We start from the raw sequence: 18,965 nt of genomic DNA on the forward strand, positions 1-18,965 counted from the left end.
TACCGGTCTGGAAGTTAGTTCCACGTTGACTCGTCCTCCTCGTTTGTTTTGACATCGTTAGCGTATCGAGACCGGAAATTGCCTGCAATAATCAGCAGCGCTCCACCTGCGAATGAGCCGCTTATTGGCTGATAAAGCGAGCATTTATAATCATTAGCGGTCCTACTGGTAATCATTTTGAACGCAAAAAAGAGGCTGTCCCCTGTATGGGAACAACCTCTATCAAATTGAAAATAGCTAGAATCAGCGCTGCTTGAAGCAAAATCGTCAACCAATAGCATCCCTGCGCTGCTCCCGGTACTGGCCCGGCGTCATCCCTTCCAGTTTGCGGAACTGGCGGATGAAATTTTGCGCGTTCGTGTACTGCAAGCGTTCTGCAATGTCCGTGATCTTCATCTCCGTGCTGCTCAGCCAGCTTTTGGCCATATCATGGCGGTATCCCGCCAAGTATTCACTAAAGCTCATCCCCGCTTCCTTCCGGAACATCCGGCGGATATAGTGAGTGCTGTAGTTCAACCGCAGCGCGCACTGCTCCAGCGTCAGTTCACTGTCATAATGGGCATGGATGAGATCCATCACCGAGCGGGAAATGCTTTTGCCGGACGATTCGTGACGCTTGCGGGTCAGCTCCATCATCGGATGAATCATCTGCGATTTAAACCACACTTCGATTTCCTGCGGAGTCTTCAGTCGGAACATGTGCTCATACGCATTCTGTTGATCCGGAAACGAGAGCTCCCCCGTATCCCCCATGTCGTACAAAACGCGGATGAGATCCGTCAACAGCATGGCAAAAGACATTCGGTAAACATTTGAATCCGTCTCTACGCGTAGAACGTCCTGTATAAACTGATGGAGCAGTTCCTCGGCCTTGTCCTTATCAAGTAAAGCAATAGCCTGCGTTAGCTCCGACACCAGATGATGTGGGTAATAGTGACTTGTGGCTTGTTTGGGCTTCAAGTCATCGAGATGCAGGATCGCTTTCTCGCCAAGACGAATCCGGTATTGCAGCGCTTCTTTGGCTTCGAGAAATGCTACTGAGGTCGCAAACAGTTGGTCATAAGGCCTGCTGATACCGATACTTACCTTCAGTCCCAAATATTCGTCTACGGCACTTTGCACCGACATGGCTAGCGCACTCCATTCACTGAGCAGCTCCATATGGTTGTCCGTATTACTACCGACTAGAATCACCTGATAATTGCCAATAGGCATCGCATGGATACGCTGAGGCATCCCAATCAGCTCTGCGGCCATATTATTAATTGCAAAAAGCAGCAGATCCTGCTCACTGGAACGGTAACGCGTTTGATCCAGCGTATCGATCTGCAGGACCAGCACCGCGTAGTTCTTCCAAACAGGCAGCTGGAACCGCTCCGCCTTCTCCTCCATTTCGCCGCGGTACAGCTCGCCTTGGAACAGCTTCAGCATGAAGTAGTCCACCAGTTGGCCGGCCTGAATCTTCATCTGCCCTTCCAGCTGCTCCTTCGATTGATGGAGCGAGGCCACCTGCGTGCCGATCCATTGCAGCTCGTCTTTGACGGCAGACCCGCCGCTTTGCGGCTTACTATGGCGCATCGTGAATTCCATGAGACTGCGTACAGGGAAATACATCCGCTTGGAAGCCCAATAAGACAGCAGCGCGGCAAAAAGCAGCAGCACAATGCATGCCGTTAACGTCGCCCATCCGATAGCAGCGGATTCCTTCCGCGCTTCCTCCAGCGGGATGACCGACACATAGGTCCAATTATTGTACCGGGATTGATTATAAATCACGCTATACGGCTGTCCCGATAAGGTACTGTTCACATATCCTTGTGTATGACCTGATTGCTGCAGTTCCTTGGCCCATGGCTCGGCAAGAACACTTTGGCCAATCCTCGCTGGATCACTGTGAATAATAATGTTCATCTTGTCATCCAAGACCATCGTTTCCCTGGTTGAGAAACCTCCCGTCAGCAGCTTGGAGAGCTCCGTGTTCGACATGCGTACGAATAAATATCCTTTGGGCTCGGCAGCCAGAGGTGGAATCGTTTTCACAAGTTTGATTCCTGCAAAAGAAGCATCCTGGTCAGGCAGCCACCGCGATGTATAGACATAGGCAAGTGCGTTCGACGCTTTCGCAACGTCCGTGCCAAAATAAAAGCCGCCGTCTTTGATATACCACCCGTTCTGTAGACTGTGCAGCTCCGCTGATTTCACGCCTAGTTCATAGGTTTGAACGCCAAGAAGGCCTTTAACCAGCAGATCGATATCTTGAAAATCTTCAATCTCCATGCGTTTCGCCACGGAATTGATGACAAACGGCGTCTCCGCGAATCTTCCGGAAACCTGGTCGATTACCTTCAGAATCTGCTCAACCCGGCTTTGCGATTGCTGCAATATGAACACATTCGCTTCGTTCACCTTGGCTTGAACCGTGGAAGTCGATTGAAAGAAAGCGTATACACCCAGGCACAGCAAAGGCACCGCGCTAATCAGTGAGGTCGTAATCAGCAGCTTAATTAGAAATGATGAGTATCGCGAAGGCATAAGTCCCTCCTTTTCGGAAGATTAAACGACAATGGAAAAATACAAAAATGACACCCTAATTGTTTAGAAGTGTCATTTCCGGTGCAATTCATATTATTATTGAGCTTTAACGATCTCTCTACCTTTATATGAACCGCAGTTTTTGCAAACATGATGTGCTTTCTTCAATTCTGCACATTGTTCACACTTCACCATTCCTGGTACTTCCAGTTTAAAGTGAGTACGGCGCTTATCGCGACGTGTTTTGGACGTTCTCCTTTGAGGAACAGCCATTGTCAAAACACCTCTTTTCAGTTACATAAATCAACAAAGAATATAATAACTTTCTTGAACTATATTGTCAATGCTGAGTTGGGATAAAGATTCACACCCGGTCAGAAACTCGTCTCCGCCTACCTTTTATCAGCAAGCTTACTCCCAGCAATCCTATAAATATGACGATGCCAATAGCTCCCCATAAGAGTGAACCATGACGAACCCCCGCATAAAGACCACTCATTGCAATCGTAAAGGGAAGTATGCCCAAACCAGTAGTCCAGATAAACGACCAAATGTTGATTTTCAAAAAGCCCAACGCATAATTCACAAAATGATACGGAACCAAAGGGACGAATCGAATGAGTAAGAGACCAAACGTTTCATGCCTTTCGGTAAACTCTTCTACTTTTTGTAGAAATGGCTGCGCTAATTTACCGAAGAAAGGTTTTGCAATCCATTTGGTTACATACAGCGCACCCACCGCGCCCAGTACACCGCCTATCCACGAATAAACCCCGCCCCAAACGGCGCCATATATCTCCATGAGCGCAATAGAGATGAACTCTCCAGGTACCGGGAGAATATTTACAATAGACTGTACAAGGATGCCAATCATAATGCCTACCCACCCAAGATTACGAATATGATGAATGAGCCCATCTGCATCTCCTGTATGAACAAGATACAAATAATAACCTGAGATACCTGCAATGACAAGTATACTTATAACGCTAAAAAGCTTCGTGTTAGGTCCTGTTTGCTTCATATAAAACTTCCTGACTGAGCGAAATCGCATGCTCTGAGATCGGCATAGGTTGCACAGTAGCCGCGTATTTTTTGTAGAGTTCCTCAGTAGAAATAGTCGCTATTCTTGGAGACAATAGTTCACTTTTCAGTTTTAATCGTTCTCTTCCGTTAGGATGAAGAACATACAATAATATCTTTAAATAAATCTGTGTAAATCTGCTAAACAAACCTTTTGGTAATTCTGTCACGGTAAAACCTAATTGTCTAGAACCTCTGTGTATCATAGTGATTCCGTAAATCGCTTTGACTTTTTCGGGCATGCTGTGAATACGTTGGGCCAGTGTTGGCAGAAAGCTTTGTACATCATGTTTCATTTTGACAGCAAGTTGGAACATAGAGCTAGATTCCGTAATCAATTGATGAAGCTTTTCATTATTAAAATGAAGTTCAACAACCAGATCTCCGGAAGTCAACGCCTCCCCACTTCCCAAATCGATCGTTTTTCCGTGATATTTGCACACGCGGCTATAGAAAATTTGATTATCCATATCAATTGGTCGAATGTTGAATAACCAATTGAACATGCGTTCCCATTTTAACCAGATGAAAACGAGACATTTCTTCACAAGCCCACTTGGCTGCTTCTTCTTAAACTGTAGTAATTGTAAATAGGTATCTATGGGTAGAAAAGGAAAGTTTCGCTGTTTGCATATTTCGAGGAAGTCTTCAAGGGCTTTCAACATATAGTGAGGTGCATCTCGATTCGCCCCAAAAGTCTCCCCACTATCATGAAGCACGATAATATGATTCATTTGTAGTTTGGATAGTAAGGTTGACCTTATCCGGTTCTTGCCTCCCCTGCTTCTCCAATCTTTTACCATTAACGACCAGAGAACCAATCGATATTGCTTTACCAAGAATAGGTCAAAGACATTAATAATTCCCCAAGGAGGACGATAATAAATCGGCTTTACCCCAATAATTTTCTCAATCGCTTCTACAGAATCATTTAATTGCTTTCGAACCCTTTTGGGGGTCATAAGGGCATTTGTCCAATGGACATAATTGTGAATGCCGATCAGATGGCCTTCACGATGAATGCGTAGAATGATATCTGGATACTTCTCCGCTTTGGACCCAAGTACGAAGAACGCGGCTTTGATCTGATATTTGGAGAGAAGATCCAACAATTGCGGCGTAAACTCCGGATCAGGACCATCGTCAAAGGTTAAAGCTATGCCGTCTTTGCTCACTTTCTTTTTGTACACCCACAGACAAAGTAAACGAACGATAATCGTAGGCAAAATTGTATATAGAAGCAGTACGATAAAGATGCACCATAACAATGTATGCAAGCCAATCACATTCTTTCTAGAGAGGATTGTTTAAATCATGGGTGAATTCAATATCGCTTGTTCTCTCCTGCGTCCAAAAATCGTACTAAGAACGTCCGTAACGATCCGTTCTGCCGCTTTTCTATGATGTAAGAATTCCATTTTGCTTTTTACTAGAGAAACGCTAATATCATTATCTATAAATTGACGAATTTGGTTGACGAGATCACTCATTGAATAGCTGATAAATGCAATACCTTTTTCAGAAAAATAAGTGGCATTATCCTTTTCTTGACCAGCGAATGGCCGATAGATAAAAAGTGGAACTTTTAGAGCAAGAGATTCAGCTAATGTTAATCCTCCTGCTTTACTAATGATACACGTGGCTGAAGCCATGAGTTCATCCATCCGCTCGACGAAACCCAGAATTGTGACTCTGCTATTATTTTGAAATTGCTTTGTCAGGTGTTGATTCAGCTTAGCATTGCGGCCACATACCACAGTAATCGGACAATCCCTTATACCATCAAGACTTTTTATCATTTTAGCGGTAAGGTCTAATTGACTATATGCACCAACTATAATAAGTATCATTTTATTGTTTTTATTCTCATTCGGGTAGTTATTATTTTCAAAAGCATCTCGGATGGGTATTCCCGTTACTTCTACGCCCTTTTCATTGATGCCATTTTCGATCATATTAGCTTTCAAATCTTCACTTGCCACATAGTATTTATCAATTGCAGGATGAAGCCATCTTGCGTGAATGACATAATCCGTCATTATCGTGAACGTTGGAATATCGAAAAGCTTGCTTACAATGGGAGAAGCTCCATAAGGGAATGTATTAATAACACCATCTGGTTGTTCTCTTTGAATAATCTTAAACAATTGTTTGGTTCCTAACCGATTCAAACCAGCAAGAACAGGACTATACGCATTGTTTTTTTGAGTCAAATAATAACTCCAACCATAATAATGGATACCAAATCTCGCAGCATGAAAACTGCTCATATAAACAGAGGTGGATATTTTATTCAGTACTGGATGAGCTTCTTTCATCAAATCAATGATTTGCACTTGGGCAAGGCCATATCGGCGACAATACTCCTTAATCGCGAATGCGGCTAGTTCGTGCCCCGCGCCATAACTCGCAGTAAGTACTAGAATCCGAGGTAATTTTGTCGTCAATTCGCATTTCCTCCAGTGAGTTCGTCTACACTGCCTGATAATTGGTTTGTGAAATACATCTAAGATTAGTCCCATCATAATGAAGTTTATTAAAGTTATTGTGAACTAATTCTTAAGTTTTTCTTAACAGGATTTATTCCTAATAACCACCCGAGTGAATACTCAAACATCAAATTAAAACTTTACATGAGTCCTCATTTCTATCTTACCAACGTACTTAAACGAAGTCTAAATAAATCGATGAACGATGCCTTAATTTTTCACTCAGCCTTTTAGGTTCTGTTCATGTGAAAAAATCCATGTCTTTATAAAACAAAAAACCGCAGCTAGGCGGCTTCTATATATGAATTCTATTGGACTGTCGCGAACTTACGAGTAGTGTTCCTATATTTTGTAGGTGAGATACCTTTTTTAGCCGTAAATTGCTTGATAAAGTATGTGTCATACTCAAATCCTGTAGCGCGTGCGATTTCATCAAGCTTCATACCTGTATGAGTTAAAAGCTCACATGCAACTTTCAAACGATGTGAAAGCAAGTAACCCATTGCTGTATTTCCGCACCTTTCCTGAAACATTTTATTCAAGGTCACACGGTTTAAATGAGCGCAATTCGTCAGATCTTCCAGAGAAATCTTTCTGGAATAGTTCATTTCTATATATTCTAACACGGAATCAACAGGTGATTGTTCTCGATTTCGATTTAAATCCTCCAGCAAACCCAATATTTGAATGAGGTATCTTTTTACTCTGCACACCCAACGTGAATCACTTTGCGCCTGCACTTCCATACCCAGTATAAAAAACCATTCAAATAAAAGCGGATACGCCTTCTCGGTGATGCGGGGTACCGTTGTATATGGATCATCTCTTTGAAAAAGTGAATGACCTGTTTGTATTCGCGGCCCCGTCGGAAAATACCCCTGCTCATCAGTAAGAACTGTGGTGTTCAGAAATTCGGGATGAAAATGAAAGGATTGTGCAGCAATATTTTGTTTCTCCATGACTTTCATATTATCTGTTTCAGCTAAGCAAAGAATACCAGGAGCGGCAATGGAAATTGGCCTTTCATTTAATGTCCCGCTCATATTTCCTGACGTAATAAGAATCAGAGTAAAACGTTCAGGATTAGGAAGTTTGCTGAAATCCTCCACTGCGGCAAATTCAATATTCACGGTTCGGTTTTTGTGTCGATCTATTTGCGGCATAGCAATCACCTATCAAATATTATAGTTAAATACTTCATTAATGGCAGTGTAGCAGACAAGTGTGAAAGATATAATAGCGATTGTACCAACAAAAGGAGGGAAAAACCACAATGGCGATTGAACGGTTCCATATTCATGTCTCTGACGAGATTCTTGACGATCTAACATACAGACTGCATCACACTCGTTGGCCAGATCAAATAGAAAACGCGGGGTGGGAACGAGGCACAGAATTAAGTTATTTAAAGTCGCTCATTTCTTACTGGAAAGAACATTATGACTGGCGCGCGCAAGAATCCAATTTGAACCGCTTGACCCAGTTTTGCTGCAATATCGACGGCATAAACGTACACTTCGTACATGAACGTGGTAAAGGACCAAATCCAATGCCCATTATTCTTACCCACGGATGGCCCGACAGTTACCTTCGTTATCAAAAGATCATTCCTCTTCTTACCGATCCTGCCAGCTACGGCGGTAACCCTGAGGATTCTTTTGACGTGATTGTCCCTTCATTACCTGGGTTTGGATTCTCTAGTCACCCTAAACATTCTGGCGTCAACAATTTTCGCGTCTCGGAGATGTGGGCTAAGCTAATGACAGAAGAATTAGGGTACCACAAATTTGCTGCCGCAGGTGGCGATATTGGGTCAGGAGTTACAAGATATCTGGCATCAAACCATCCTGAATTGTTATACGGCATCCACTTAACCGATATCGGCATTATAAGGAGCCTCTTGACTTCATCTGATCAGGCGAACTTTACAGAAGAAGAACTGCAATACAAGAAAAACGCCTCCGAATGGATTACTCAGGAAGGTGGCTATATGTCCGTTCAATCGACAAGACCACAGAGCCTTGCTTATGGACTAACCGATTCACCGGCAGGTTTGGCTGGCTGGATCATTGAAAAATATCGTGCATGGAGCGATTGCAATGGTGACCTTCAGCAGAAATTCACTAAGGATGAACTACTCACTCATATTATGTTGTATTGGGTTACGAACACGATCGGTTCGTCAGCACAGATGTATTATGAAAATTCACATTCTTTACCACCATTGGGCTATATAGAGGTACCGACAGGCATCGCATTGTTCCCTGCAGATATTTTGCTGCCACCCAAAGAATGGGCAATACGCAACCTAAATGTAACTCACTGGGCTTCGCTGCCCCGTGGCGGGCATTTTACCGCTATGGAAGAACCCGAGCTTCTGGCTCAGGACATTCGTAAATTTTACAAGCCTTTTAGAGTGAAGATGAATATTTAGTATCCTCCCGAAAGAAGTATGGAGAATGGTATCACCAGTAATCCAAGTTACTTTAATCCAAACAGATCAATAAGAAGATAGCCTAGAATTGAAAGTAATACCGACCCTATAAAACCTGCAGCAAACGACTTCATTCCCAAGCGTCGGAACGTGGCCAAATCAACATTAAGCCCAAGACCAGCCATAGCCATCGCAATCAGGAAATAGGCAAGAAGGATGATTTGGTTGGTAAAACCAGTTGGCACGATGCCTAATGTGTTTATTCCACTCATAACAAGGAATCCTAGAATAAACCATGGAATCGGAATGGATCTCCAGTTTGCTTTTTGGACGACCGTATTTTTCTTACGCTCGGTGCGGTTCGTCCAGACGCCAAGCACGATGGCTACTGGTACCAACAGAGCAACTCGTGTTAGTTTCACAATAACAGCCAGATCAACGGCATCTTTACCTCCGGGAGCCGCCGCTGCGATGACATGCGCAATTTCGTGAAGGGTTGCCCCAGAGAAAATACCATACCCTTTTGCTGTTAAGCCTAGGATCGGATATAGAATCGTGTAGAGTAGTGTGAAAATGGTGCCCAGAATAGCAACAGTCGCGGCTCCAATAGCTGTCTCATTATCATTCGCCTTAATTTGCGGAGATATCGCTACAACTGCAGCAGCCCCGCAAATAGCAGTGCCACAGGCTGTCAAGATCCCTAAGCGGTTTTCTACCTTAAACAACTTTGCTATACCATAAACAACACAAATCGTAAAAACGATATTAATGACTGCAATAGCCAAAACTTTAGTACCAGCGTGAACGATATCGACCAAGTTCAATCTCATGCCCAACAAGATAATGCCGTAGCGTAAAAGCCTTTTGCTTGAGAAAGAGATCCCTTTTATTGCTTGCTGCGGGACCCCAATAACTCCCCTGTAAAGCATGCCAAGCAGTATCGCTATCACAAGTTGGCCCATAATACTGAGAAACGGTAAGCTCCCTAGATACTTTGCAACGACTGCAAGAACGAAAGTTATGCTAATTCCTTGCACGAACTCTTGCCCCTTTTGCTTCATTGGTAAGGCATATAAGACATCCATGATCCTCACCCTCTCCTTCAAGTTAAACTTTGTTGTCCTTTACTTCCTTTACTATAAAGCCACTTGAATGATAAGTGAAATATCAATGTTCAATCCTTATCATGAGAAAAACTTATGATTGAGTTGTAGCCCCTCCAAAGAATTTGTACAATATAAGATTAGGGGGTATGGAAATGATTGTGGATGCACTTCGTGTGTTTGTTACCGTAGCAGAGCAAAATAACTTCTCCAGAGCGGGAGAATTGTTAAACTTGTCCCAGCCAGCCGTCTCATTACAAATTCGCAACCTGGAGAACGAATTCAATGCCAAACTTATGCATCGATCGCCAAAACATGTTGTTCTTACAGACGCAGGAGAGATTCTATATCGGCAGGCCAAGCAAATTCTTTCCCTTTACGAACAAGGAAAACAAGACATCCATTTACTCCATCAAAAAGTAACTGGATCTATTCAAATTGGGGCTAGTTTTACAATTGGTGAATATATTTTGCCGCGGCTGCTTGCGGATTTTGCCAATCAGTTCCCAGAAGTGGATTTGTCTTTGACAATTGCAAATACAGAGGAGATTGCCTTAGCTCTGAAAGCCAACAAACTTGATCTAGGTTTAGTTGAGGGCGAGGTTTCACAGAACGGGATTCAAATTACAACTTATATGAAAGATGAAATGCTACTCCTAGCATCTCCGGATCATCCATTATGCGCCAAAAAGACCGTGAAACCGGATATGCTCCATGATTGCACCTGGGTTCTCAGGGAACACGGCTCCGGTACTCGGTCTTATAGCGATAAGTTCATCCATACGAACGACTTGCGCGTTAAACGGTCGTATGTTTTTACCAGCAGCCAAGGAGTTAAAGAAGCCGTTGCCGCCGGCTTGGGAATCTCCATTCTGTCACGCTGGATTGTTCGCAAAGAGTTGGAAGCTGGAGAGATTACAGCTATCCCTCTCAACCCCAAGCTAACAGAACGTGATTTCTGGTTTATTCAAAATAAAGATCATGCTTCCTCCATGGCTGTTCAAATGTTCATACAAAAGCTGTTGGAGCAAACGCCTTTTGTGCGTTCTTGATGTGAGACAACGTTTGTCAACGATACACCGTTGAGGAACTACAGGCCACTATTCTATCAAATTCCAGCCCGTTTCCACGTTCAAGCGGAACCACAGGACCTTATTTGACCACCTCATCCCGTTTTCCTTAAGGAAACGGACAAATAGCGGCCCACAGGTCCCCTCCACGCGAAATAGAGCCTAATTCGATGAAATAGCCCCCTGTAGTTCCCCTCGCTAGCCAGGGAAAAACCGCTCAAGCGAAACTTGGGTGGCCCAAAAACCAAAACTTATAAATTCTTATATGCTAAAAAGGCACCCTCAAAAATTCTGAGAGTTAAAGTATTAATTCCTGTAATTACCAATATCATAAAGTGAGATTCAACTATACAATCGTATACATAGAGAACTAATGTTTAATCAATTAAAATGAATTCCAGCTTCTTACCCCTGTATCAAAGTGACCTTAAACACGCTTCCAAATTCGGAACTCGACTCCAGTTCAACGGTCCCCTGGAAGATTGCAAGCAAATGGCGAACAATCGACAGACCTAGACCAGCCCCGCCATGACTACGTGCCCGTGACGATTCAAGTCGGTAAAACCTCTCGAAAACCAACTCCCTTGATGGAGGGGATATTCCCTTCCCCGTGTCCGAAACCCTAACCACAACCCGTTCATCTTCCTGGGATACCTCCAGCGTAACATTGCCGTTTGGCCGATTATACCGGATGGCGTTGTCCAACAGATTTCGAAAGACCAGAAATAAGAAGCCTTCTTCCCCTTTAACCAAAGCATCGCAGGGCTCCATCAGATGAAGTGTTACCCCATATTTGACCGCCATCGGTTCCATAAATGATTTTGCATCTGCGAGAATGCTGGCCAGCTCTACAACCTTGTGCTCACTATGCGTCTGGTCGTACGTGCCGTCAGCCAGCAGCAGCAAATCCTCCGTTAATGACTCTAGTCGTGAAAGCGTTCGCTCCGTTGTCGCCCTGTAATCTCTCCAATCGCTTGGATCAATGCCATCGCCGTCTCCGGCCACTTCAAGATTCGTGCGCAGGATGGAAAGCGGCGTTCTTAATTCATGCGCGGCCGCGGAAACGAAACGGGCCTGTTGTTTAAAAGAGTGTTCCAGCCCATCCATCATCGTATTAAATACGACCCCGAGCTTCTTCAATTCGTCATGTAGTTGGTCAATTTCGAGACGTTTGTGCAGGGTTGTTGCCGTTATTCCAGCGGCTGTTTCGCTCATCCGTTTCACAGGCTTCAGGATAATCACAGCGAGCCAGTGCGAACTGAGAATCATGCCTGTTAGAACGACAACCAAGCTTATGATTCGCCCCTGCAACTCGGATACAATTCTAAAAACAGAGAAAAAAGACTCTATAGCCACATATAAAGTAATCAATATCGCCAAAAAAAGAATAGAAAACAGCGTCACTCTTGCACGCAGCGAAAGCCGGTTCCATGGTCTCATTTCGTTTCCTCTTTCTTTGCAGTTGTGCTCAGAGTCCACTTATACCCATAACCTTGAACGGTCTGAATACAACGTTCTCCTGCCTCTGGCTCCTGATGCGAGAGCTTTCTGCGCAAAGAATTGATGTGAACTCGGACTGTTGAGGAAAGGGGGTCCGCATGGATATCCCAAACATGTTCGAGAAGCCGTTCTGACGAAATGACCTCGCCGGGATGCAGCATCAGATATTCGAGCAATCCGAATTCTTTTTTCGTCAATGAAATTAGAGCATTCTCGAACCAGACTTCTCTTGTCTTCGAATCAAGGGTGAGCTGATCGAATTGCAGGACATTGCTTTTCACCGACGAGCTCCGGCGAAGGAGCGCCCGGATGCGGGCAAGCAATTCATTAAACACAAAGGGTTTACGGAGGTAGTCATCCGCACCCGAATCGAGCCCTTCTTCCACTTCGTCCGGATGGCTGCGCGCTGTCAGCATGAGAATAAATACATCGTTGTTGTGCGAGGAGTGGCGAATTCGTTGACAAAGTGAAATGCCATCCAGCTCCGGAAGATTGATATCGAGGAGAATCACATCATAATCATTGGTATCCGCGAGCTCCCACCCTGTTATACCGTCAACAGCGATGTCCACTGCATAACCTTCTCTCCTTAAACCCTTGGCTAATGCGCGTGAAAGGTCCTCCTCATCTTCGACAATGAGGATTCGCATATAACCACTCCTTCCTTCCATGACAATGACATTAGAATATCACACATTTTTTGATGAAACGAGGAAAATCATTCAATCTTTCGGAGCTTCACTGACTTAACAAGGATTTAACAGTTCGACCATTATAATAAAAGCAAATCTTCCTTTTGCATGGAGGATGTTTATCAGAATGGAAAGAAGGAGGAGTTCTTTTGTTAATCGAAGTTGTAACAACTGGACCGGGTTGTTCTATTTGTCAAAAAGCAATAAAGGTAGTTAAGCAAGTATCGACGGAATTTCCGCAAATCGAGTTTCAGGAGTTACATGTGGTCGATCAGTTTGAACGTCTTCAGGAACTGAATATTTTCAGCGCCGGAGCGATTCTTATCAATGGGAAAGTGGAATTTGCCATTTTGCCCTCACTACCCAAGCTTCGTGAACGTGTGTATGAATTGTTTAATCAATAAATCCACTAGATTAGAAGGAGAAACAAATGGAAGATTTATATCATTTTACGATTGCAGGCGGAATTTCCGCCTCTACCTACATTCTTGTGTTCATCGTCGGAATCGTGAGCGCCGTATTAGCATGTTATTTACCCGTGCTTGCTATGTTTGCGAATTATGTACAGAAAGGAGCTGCTGGCGATAAAAGAAAAGCCATTCGGATCGCTCTCAACTTTATCTTGGGTATGGTTGTCACTTCGGTGTTGACTGGTTTGATTATCGCGCTGCTCGGCCAACAGTTCCTGCCCTTTGTTGAGAAATATAATTTACTAACCTGGGTTCCACCCGTCTTTGACATTTTGGCTGGGCTGCAGTTGATTGGCGTCATTTCATTCGCAATGCCTACTTTCCAAAAGTCGCTCAGCCGGCCAGAACTCGGGCAAAGCAACTTTGCCGCTTTCAAGCTAGGAATTCCTTATGGACTTGTTATTTCGCCCTGCGCGATTCCTATCTTTTTTGCATTGATTAGTTATATCGCACTTCAGGGAAGTCCACTGCACGGAGCGTTGCTCATGACGACCTATTCGTTAGGCAAAGGTGTGATACTCGTGGCCGTCGCAGTCTTTTCCATTTCCATTCTAAGCAAATTAGCAAGATGGGGCGGCCTTGTTAGAAAAGTTGCCGGCTACCTCTCCATCGCGATTGGCATTATTTTTCTGGTTATTGGGTTTATAAAAACGGATCATTAGTTAACACGATGGCAGTACCCGATTTTGCAGGAATTCTCAGTGCGAGTGGAAGAATAAAACATTGTGTTTTGGGCCACTCTTCGCTCACGAGAAGCCCACACCATTCTCGCATAATCACATTATGACGGATAACCCTAATTTTAAAGGAGAATGACGATGTCCTTAAATCATGAATTAGCGCAAATGAAAAAAAACGCCCACTAGGGACGTTATTCTGCTCTAACTATATCCATTTAGATTATTGGGTAATTTAGCTTGTAACTTGGGTAGCAATAGTATGGTGGTCTAAGTGCTATTTTCGACATTGGCCAGGAATCCTCCAAATAGACCATCTTTACTTTTTCATTTGAATGGTTTACTAGCAATAGTTTTACTTCTGGATTAAATTCATATCTCAAAATGGTAACCCCCTTCCATTAGGAATTTGTGGATTCTCCCCCATCAACATGAAGAACTTGACCAGTAACGAAACGAGAATCATCAGAAGCAAGATAAACAAAGGTTGGTGCGAGTTCAAATGGATGGGCAACTCGTTCCATTGGATTAAATGCTCCATATACAGCGACTTGGTCTGACGAGAAACTTGCTGAAATAAGTGGGGTCCAAATTCGGCCGGGAGCGACGGCATTGACTCGGATCCCTTTTTTCACGACATTTTTAGCCAAGGCACGTGTCCAACCAACTATTGCGCCTTTTGTGGCCGTGTAATCAATCATTTGCTGCTCACCTACATACGTCACCACTGAAGAAGTTCCAATGATTGAGCTGCCTGGTTTTAAATGAGGAAGCGCTGCTCTTGTTGTGTAAAAATGTGAGTATATATTAACTTTGAAGGTGTCATCGAATTGCTCATCTGTAATGTCAAGCAGACTTAGTTGTTGGAATTGGATACCAACGTGGTTACAAAGAATATCGAGATGTCCAAACGTATTTACAGTTTGTTCTACAATGGAGATACACTGTTGTTTGTCTCGCAAGTCACCAGGCATTAGAATACAACGTTGTCCGAGTTGTTCAATCCTCGTTTTTGTTCTATCTGCATCCTCATGTTCATCTAAGTATGAAATAGCAACATCTGCGCCTTCTTTAGCAAACGCAATTGCTACTGCTGCACCAATACCACTGTCACCCCCTGTAATAAGTGCTACTTTTCCTGTTAACTTTCCACTCCCTTTATAGTTCGGGTTTTCGATAATTGGAAGGGGTACCATAAGCTTTTCTACTCCAGGATGGCGCAGCTGGCGCTGTTCAGGTAAACTTATCGGAATTTCTTCGTAACGTGTGATTTTTCCATAGTTAGGGTACATGGGATAAGGTTGAGTTTTCATGTTCGCTTTAAACATTTCTTGCATTTGCTTTATTTGGTCTAATTGACGACTTTGATCCTTTTGATCCATTGAAACCTCCTATAGAAATGATTTTCTTCTATAGAATGCTTATGCTGTTAACTACAAATAAAGTAAAAAAAAATGTGAAAAAAGCTGGGGACTTTCAACTTTAAAACAAGGAGCTTTACTCAACATACTACCCCTTTAACGAATCAACTTATTGTTACAACCCTGACGGGATAGAATGCATACCTAAAGCGTGTGTTTCATATCATGTATCGAGTCAGTCGAGAGGGAGAGAACGCAGATGTTAAAAATCACTCTAGAAGTCGCCAAAGTGTTGATTCACGCAGCGGAACTCAGGGCAAGGGAGCTCGGAATCGCGGAAGTGATCGCCATCGTAGACGATGGCGGGAATTTCGTTGCTTCTCATCGGATGGACCATGCCTGGCTGGCCAGTGTCGACATCGCCCATAATAAGGCATGGACGGCGGTCGCACTAAAAATGCCCACGGCAAGCCTTGCTCCGTTGGTGGTCCCGAGCGGGGAGCTGTACGGGATCAATACGACTAACCACGGACGCCTGGTCGTGTTCGGAGGAGGGATTCCGTTGTCATTCGAAGGGAGAATCGTCGGGGCGGTCGGCGCAAGCGGCAGTACTGTCGCAAACGACATTGAGGTTGCGACAGCGGCAGTGCGGGTTTTCGAAACCTATCCGAAGGCGCGGATCGGGTCTTCCGGGAGCTTGCTATAAACCTAGCGGTTTTAGCCCTATAACGAAACTAGGTCCCCCAATATTAACAAAAATCGGCTAAACACATGGGGCTGTCCCTCAGGGTACAATCCCCCGTGGCACAGCCCATCTTTTCATGCCATTATTTAAGGCTTCAGGACGAATTTAATGCATTCGTCTGCATGGTTGTAGAAGGTGTTGTACGCGTTATGCGCCTGATCGAGCGGCACTTTATGCGTGATGATCTCCGTCGGATCGAACTCGCCTGCCATAATTTTTTGATACAGCATCGGCATATAATGAATGACGGGTGCCTGTCCCATGGTCAGCTTCACGTTTCGTTCCCAAATGTTTCCGAACATGAACTGGTTGTATTTAGAACCGTATACCCCCGTAATCTGAATCGTGCCGAATTTCCGCACCGCATTCATCGCGATGTTGATCGGGCTTAGCGTACCGCCAACCAGCTTGGCCTTCTGCTCTTCCTCCTCCAATGGCGTCTTCTTGCCGTCCATTCCGACGCAATCGATGACGACATCCGCACCCCCGCTTGTTATTTCTTTTATATGCAACCCCATGTCTGTGAAATCTTCAAAGTTGAAAATTTCGACGTTATTCATTTTTTTGGCATGGTTCAGCCGGTACGGGAGATTGTCGATCGCGATGACCCGTTTGGCCCCTTTCATCCAGGCGAATTTTTGCGCCATCAAGCCGACGGGGCCGCAGCCGAGCACAACCACCGTATCCCCCTGCTTCACGCCGCCGTTGTCCACGCTCCAATAGGCCGTCGGCAGCACGTCGGATAGGAACAGGAGCTTCTCATCCTCCAATTCGCATGACTCCGGAATAACCAACGGCATAAAATTGCCGTACGGCACGTAAAGCAATTCGGCTTGTCCGCCCGAATAATTCCCGTAACGTTCGGTAAATCCAAAGTAACCTCCAGTATCGACTTGGGGATTGGGGTTGGAGTTATCGCATTGGCTCTCCATTTCATGTTGGCAGTAATGACAGCTTCCGCATGAGATATTGAACGGGAGCACGACCCTGTCCCCTTTTTTGACCTTTGTCACCTCAGGGCCCACATCTTCGACGATGCCCATCGGTTCATGTCCGACCACGTAACCGGTTTGGGCTTGAATCGCCCCTTGGTAGATATGGAGATCGGAACCGCATATGGCGGTCGAGGTGATCCTGACGATAATCCCGTCTTTTTTCTGAATCGTCGGATCAGGGACCTGCTTCACTTGCATGTCCTTCATGCCATTGAAAGTTACAGCCTTCATAATCACCCTCCTGTTATGGCATGCCTTGAATTTGCATGCATTCTTCTATTATGGAATAGGAGAGTGAGGATCATACATTCGATGTACAGTATTTCTCAACGGCCGCGGAGCGCCTAGAATAAGAAAGAGACGGAAGAAGGAACGATTCACGTTTGAACCCTGACAAGCATCAAGAGCGGGCAATTTGAAACTCATGAATACCGAAATATAGACCCTTCCATTGTTGGTGTAAGTGAGCATTATAATGTTATTTTTGTGGCTATACTACAACAATGTATAGCCACATTTTTTTGAAAATAACAATCCAACTCTTCAATAAATGGTAATGATTAAAGAATTGCAGTTCAAGAAAAACAAGGTGAGATATGAAAGGAATAATGAAAATGAAACATGTAGTAACTTTATCTGATGGAACCATTCTTCCAAGCATTGGTCAAGGAACATGGTACATGGGTGAAAATCCTCAATCGAAAAACAAAGAAATTAAAGCTTTGCAACTGGGAATAGAACTAGGCATGAAGCTAATCGATACCGCTGAAATGTACGGAAATGGGGATTCCGAACGTTTGGTTGGTGAGGTAATCAAGGGGCGTAGAGATAGAGTTTTTTTAGTATCGAAAGTATATCCTCATCATTCCGGGTTAGATTTGATTGAGAGAGCATGTGAAAATAGTCTAAAACGACTGGGAACAGATCATCTTGATTTGTATCTTTTACACTGGAGAGGTCGTGTTCCTTTGGCAGAAACAATTGAAGGAATGGAAAGACTGCGCAAGGATGGTAAAATTGTAAGATGGGGAGTTTCTAATTTTGATAAGGATGATATGATAGAGTTGTGGGATACCGCGAACGGAAAAAAATGTATGACAAATCAAGTGTTATATCATCTGGGTTCTAGAGGAATTGATTATGATCTCCTACCATGGCATCATGAACATAACATGCCAATTATGGCCTATAGTCCCCTAGCCCAGGGAGGGAGCTTAAGAAGACAATTACTAAGCGATCCAACCATCATTGAGATTTCAGAAAAATACAATGTGCAGCCATTACAAATTGCTCTTGCGTGGACCATTCGTTCGAACAACGTAATTGCTATCCCAAAAGCTGTTAAGGAAGAACATGTTTTAGCCAATGCTCAAGCTGCTAGTATTCCATTGACCATAGAAGATCTGAACAGACTTGACGAGGTATTTCCAAAACCAACAAGAAAAATGCCTTTGGATATTATATAAAATAAACAAACGCGTACAAAGGATCTGTACTCTTTACCTAGGATGGCTTATTTGTAACGAAACTTCCGTGGATATCGAAATACTTAATCAGCTTGTATCTTTCCGTGCGGAAAATAATTAATCCGTGATATGATATCGCTCATCATCAACCCTTTATGAAACAACCAGGTCAATGCTGCCCGTTAACGTAAAGAAGCTGCCGATTCGCTGCGGCAGCTTCTTGTGGTTTATTGAGCTAACGTTCTGCGTTAGGACATTAATTCATTTTCAATTTGGGAATACCAAAGAAGGCGACACCAATTGCCAACTGTAGAATCACACAAAAATTGAGCCAAATTATATAGAAAG

18 protein-coding genes are annotated in these 18,965 nt (G+C 43.9%); 6 read left to right on the top strand and 12 right to left on the bottom strand.

What is annotated here, in order from left to right:
- Positions 1-14 precede the first annotated feature (14 nt).
- The 7 genes from PCH02S_RS11615 to PCH02S_RS11645 all read right to left on the bottom strand — a co-directional run bounded on the left by PCH02S_RS11615 (position 15) and on the right by PCH02S_RS11645 (position 7,267).
- Positions 15-281, bottom strand: coding sequence for a hypothetical protein (locus PCH02S_RS11615; protein WP_127453094.1), 267 nt, complete (start codon positions 279-281; stop codon positions 15-17).
- Complete coding sequence (locus PCH02S_RS11620; protein ID WP_127453096.1) at positions 268-2,532, bottom strand: helix-turn-helix domain-containing protein; 2,265 nt, start codon at positions 2,530-2,532, stop codon at positions 268-270. The genes PCH02S_RS11615 and PCH02S_RS11620 overlap by 14 nt, the downstream gene beginning before the upstream one ends.
- Positions 2,533-2,628: 96 nt before the next feature.
- On the bottom strand, positions 2,629-2,805 hold the full coding sequence (rpmF, locus tag PCH02S_RS11625) for a 50S ribosomal protein L32 (protein ID WP_028553571.1): 177 nt from the start codon (positions 2,803-2,805) through the stop codon (positions 2,629-2,631).
- Positions 2,806-2,896: 91 nt separating this feature from the next.
- Positions 2,897-3,556, bottom strand: coding sequence for a TVP38/TMEM64 family protein (locus PCH02S_RS11630; protein WP_164819527.1), 660 nt, complete (start codon positions 3,554-3,556; stop codon positions 2,897-2,899).
- Positions 3,537-4,892 (bottom strand): polysaccharide deacetylase family protein, encoded by a 1,356-nt coding sequence (locus PCH02S_RS11635; RefSeq protein ID WP_164819528.1) that lies wholly within the window; start codon positions 4,890-4,892, stop codon positions 3,537-3,539. Before PCH02S_RS11635 ends, PCH02S_RS11630 begins: the two co-directional genes overlap by 20 nt.
- 30 nt (positions 4,893-4,922) lie before the next feature.
- Entirely contained in the window at positions 4,923-6,062 is a 1,140-nt protein-coding gene (locus PCH02S_RS11640) for an MGDG synthase family glycosyltransferase (protein ID WP_164819529.1), read from the bottom strand.
- A 350-nt stretch (positions 6,063-6,412) separates the two neighbouring features.
- A complete protein-coding gene (locus PCH02S_RS11645; protein WP_127453103.1) occupies positions 6,413-7,267 on the bottom strand; it encodes a helix-turn-helix domain-containing protein in 855 nt (284 codons plus the stop codon).
- A gap of 110 nt (positions 7,268-7,377) precedes the next feature.
- Between PCH02S_RS11645 and PCH02S_RS11650 the strand changes: the two genes are divergently transcribed.
- Positions 7,378-8,538 (top strand): epoxide hydrolase family protein, encoded by a 1,161-nt coding sequence (locus PCH02S_RS11650; RefSeq protein ID WP_127453105.1) that lies wholly within the window; start codon positions 7,378-7,380, stop codon positions 8,536-8,538.
- A gap of 47 nt (positions 8,539-8,585) precedes the next feature.
- Here PCH02S_RS11650 and PCH02S_RS11655 read toward each other — a convergent pair whose 3' ends face one another.
- The gene (locus PCH02S_RS11655; RefSeq protein ID WP_246069040.1) at positions 8,586-9,623 is read right to left on the bottom strand and encodes a YeiH family protein; all 1,038 of its coding nucleotides are present in this window, start codon (positions 9,621-9,623) and stop codon (positions 8,586-8,588) included.
- Positions 9,624-9,796: 173 nt separating this feature from the next.
- On the opposite strand from PCH02S_RS11655, the gene PCH02S_RS11660 reads away from it, so the two are divergent.
- Entirely contained in the window at positions 9,797-10,693 is an 897-nt protein-coding gene (locus tag PCH02S_RS11660) for a LysR family transcriptional regulator (RefSeq protein WP_127453107.1), read from the top strand.
- A gap of 423 nt (positions 10,694-11,116) precedes the next feature.
- Here the strand turns inward: PCH02S_RS11660 and PCH02S_RS11665 are convergent, their stop codons facing one another.
- On the bottom strand, positions 11,117-12,151 hold the full coding sequence (locus PCH02S_RS11665) for a sensor histidine kinase (RefSeq protein ID WP_127453109.1): 1,035 nt from the start codon (positions 12,149-12,151) through the stop codon (positions 11,117-11,119).
- A complete protein-coding gene (locus PCH02S_RS11670; protein WP_127453111.1) occupies positions 12,148-12,861 on the bottom strand; it encodes a response regulator transcription factor in 714 nt (237 codons plus the stop codon). Before PCH02S_RS11670 ends, PCH02S_RS11665 begins: the two co-directional genes overlap by 4 nt.
- Positions 12,862-13,052: 191 nt before the next feature.
- On the opposite strand from PCH02S_RS11670, the gene PCH02S_RS11675 reads away from it, so the two are divergent.
- On the top strand, positions 13,053-13,307 hold the full coding sequence (locus tag PCH02S_RS11675) for a thioredoxin family protein (RefSeq protein ID WP_164819530.1): 255 nt from the start codon (positions 13,053-13,055) through the stop codon (positions 13,305-13,307).
- Positions 13,308-13,333: 26 nt separating this feature from the next.
- Positions 13,334-14,035, top strand: coding sequence for a cytochrome c biogenesis CcdA family protein (locus tag PCH02S_RS11680; RefSeq protein WP_127453115.1), 702 nt, complete (start codon positions 13,334-13,336; stop codon positions 14,033-14,035).
- Between the two features lie 416 nt (positions 14,036-14,451).
- On the opposite strand, the gene PCH02S_RS11685 is transcribed toward PCH02S_RS11680, so the two are convergent.
- Positions 14,452-15,432 carry an SDR family oxidoreductase gene (locus PCH02S_RS11685; RefSeq protein WP_127453117.1) on the bottom strand — a complete coding sequence of 327 codons (981 nt, stop codon included), beginning with the start codon at positions 15,430-15,432 and terminating at the stop codon, positions 14,452-14,454.
- Between the two features lie 238 nt (positions 15,433-15,670).
- On the opposite strand from PCH02S_RS11685, the gene PCH02S_RS11690 reads away from it, so the two are divergent.
- Complete coding sequence (locus PCH02S_RS11690; RefSeq protein WP_127453231.1) at positions 15,671-16,117, top strand: GlcG/HbpS family heme-binding protein; 447 nt, start codon at positions 15,671-15,673, stop codon at positions 16,115-16,117.
- Between the two features lie 125 nt (positions 16,118-16,242).
- On the opposite strand, the gene PCH02S_RS11695 is transcribed toward PCH02S_RS11690, so the two are convergent.
- Entirely contained in the window at positions 16,243-17,382 is a 1,140-nt protein-coding gene (locus PCH02S_RS11695; protein ID WP_127453119.1) for a zinc-dependent alcohol dehydrogenase, read from the bottom strand.
- A gap of 383 nt (positions 17,383-17,765) precedes the next feature.
- On the opposite strand from PCH02S_RS11695, the gene PCH02S_RS11700 reads away from it, so the two are divergent.
- Positions 17,766-18,617 carry an aldo/keto reductase gene (locus PCH02S_RS11700; RefSeq protein WP_276562940.1) on the top strand — a complete coding sequence of 284 codons (852 nt, stop codon included), beginning with the start codon at positions 17,766-17,768 and terminating at the stop codon, positions 18,615-18,617.
- The last annotated feature ends 348 nt before the right edge of the window (positions 18,618-18,965 follow it).

Source organism: Paenibacillus chondroitinus NBRC 15376 (genome assembly GCF_004000765.1).
GTDB lineage: Bacteria > Bacillota > Bacilli > Paenibacillales > NBRC-103111 > Paenibacillus_E > Paenibacillus_E chondroitinus.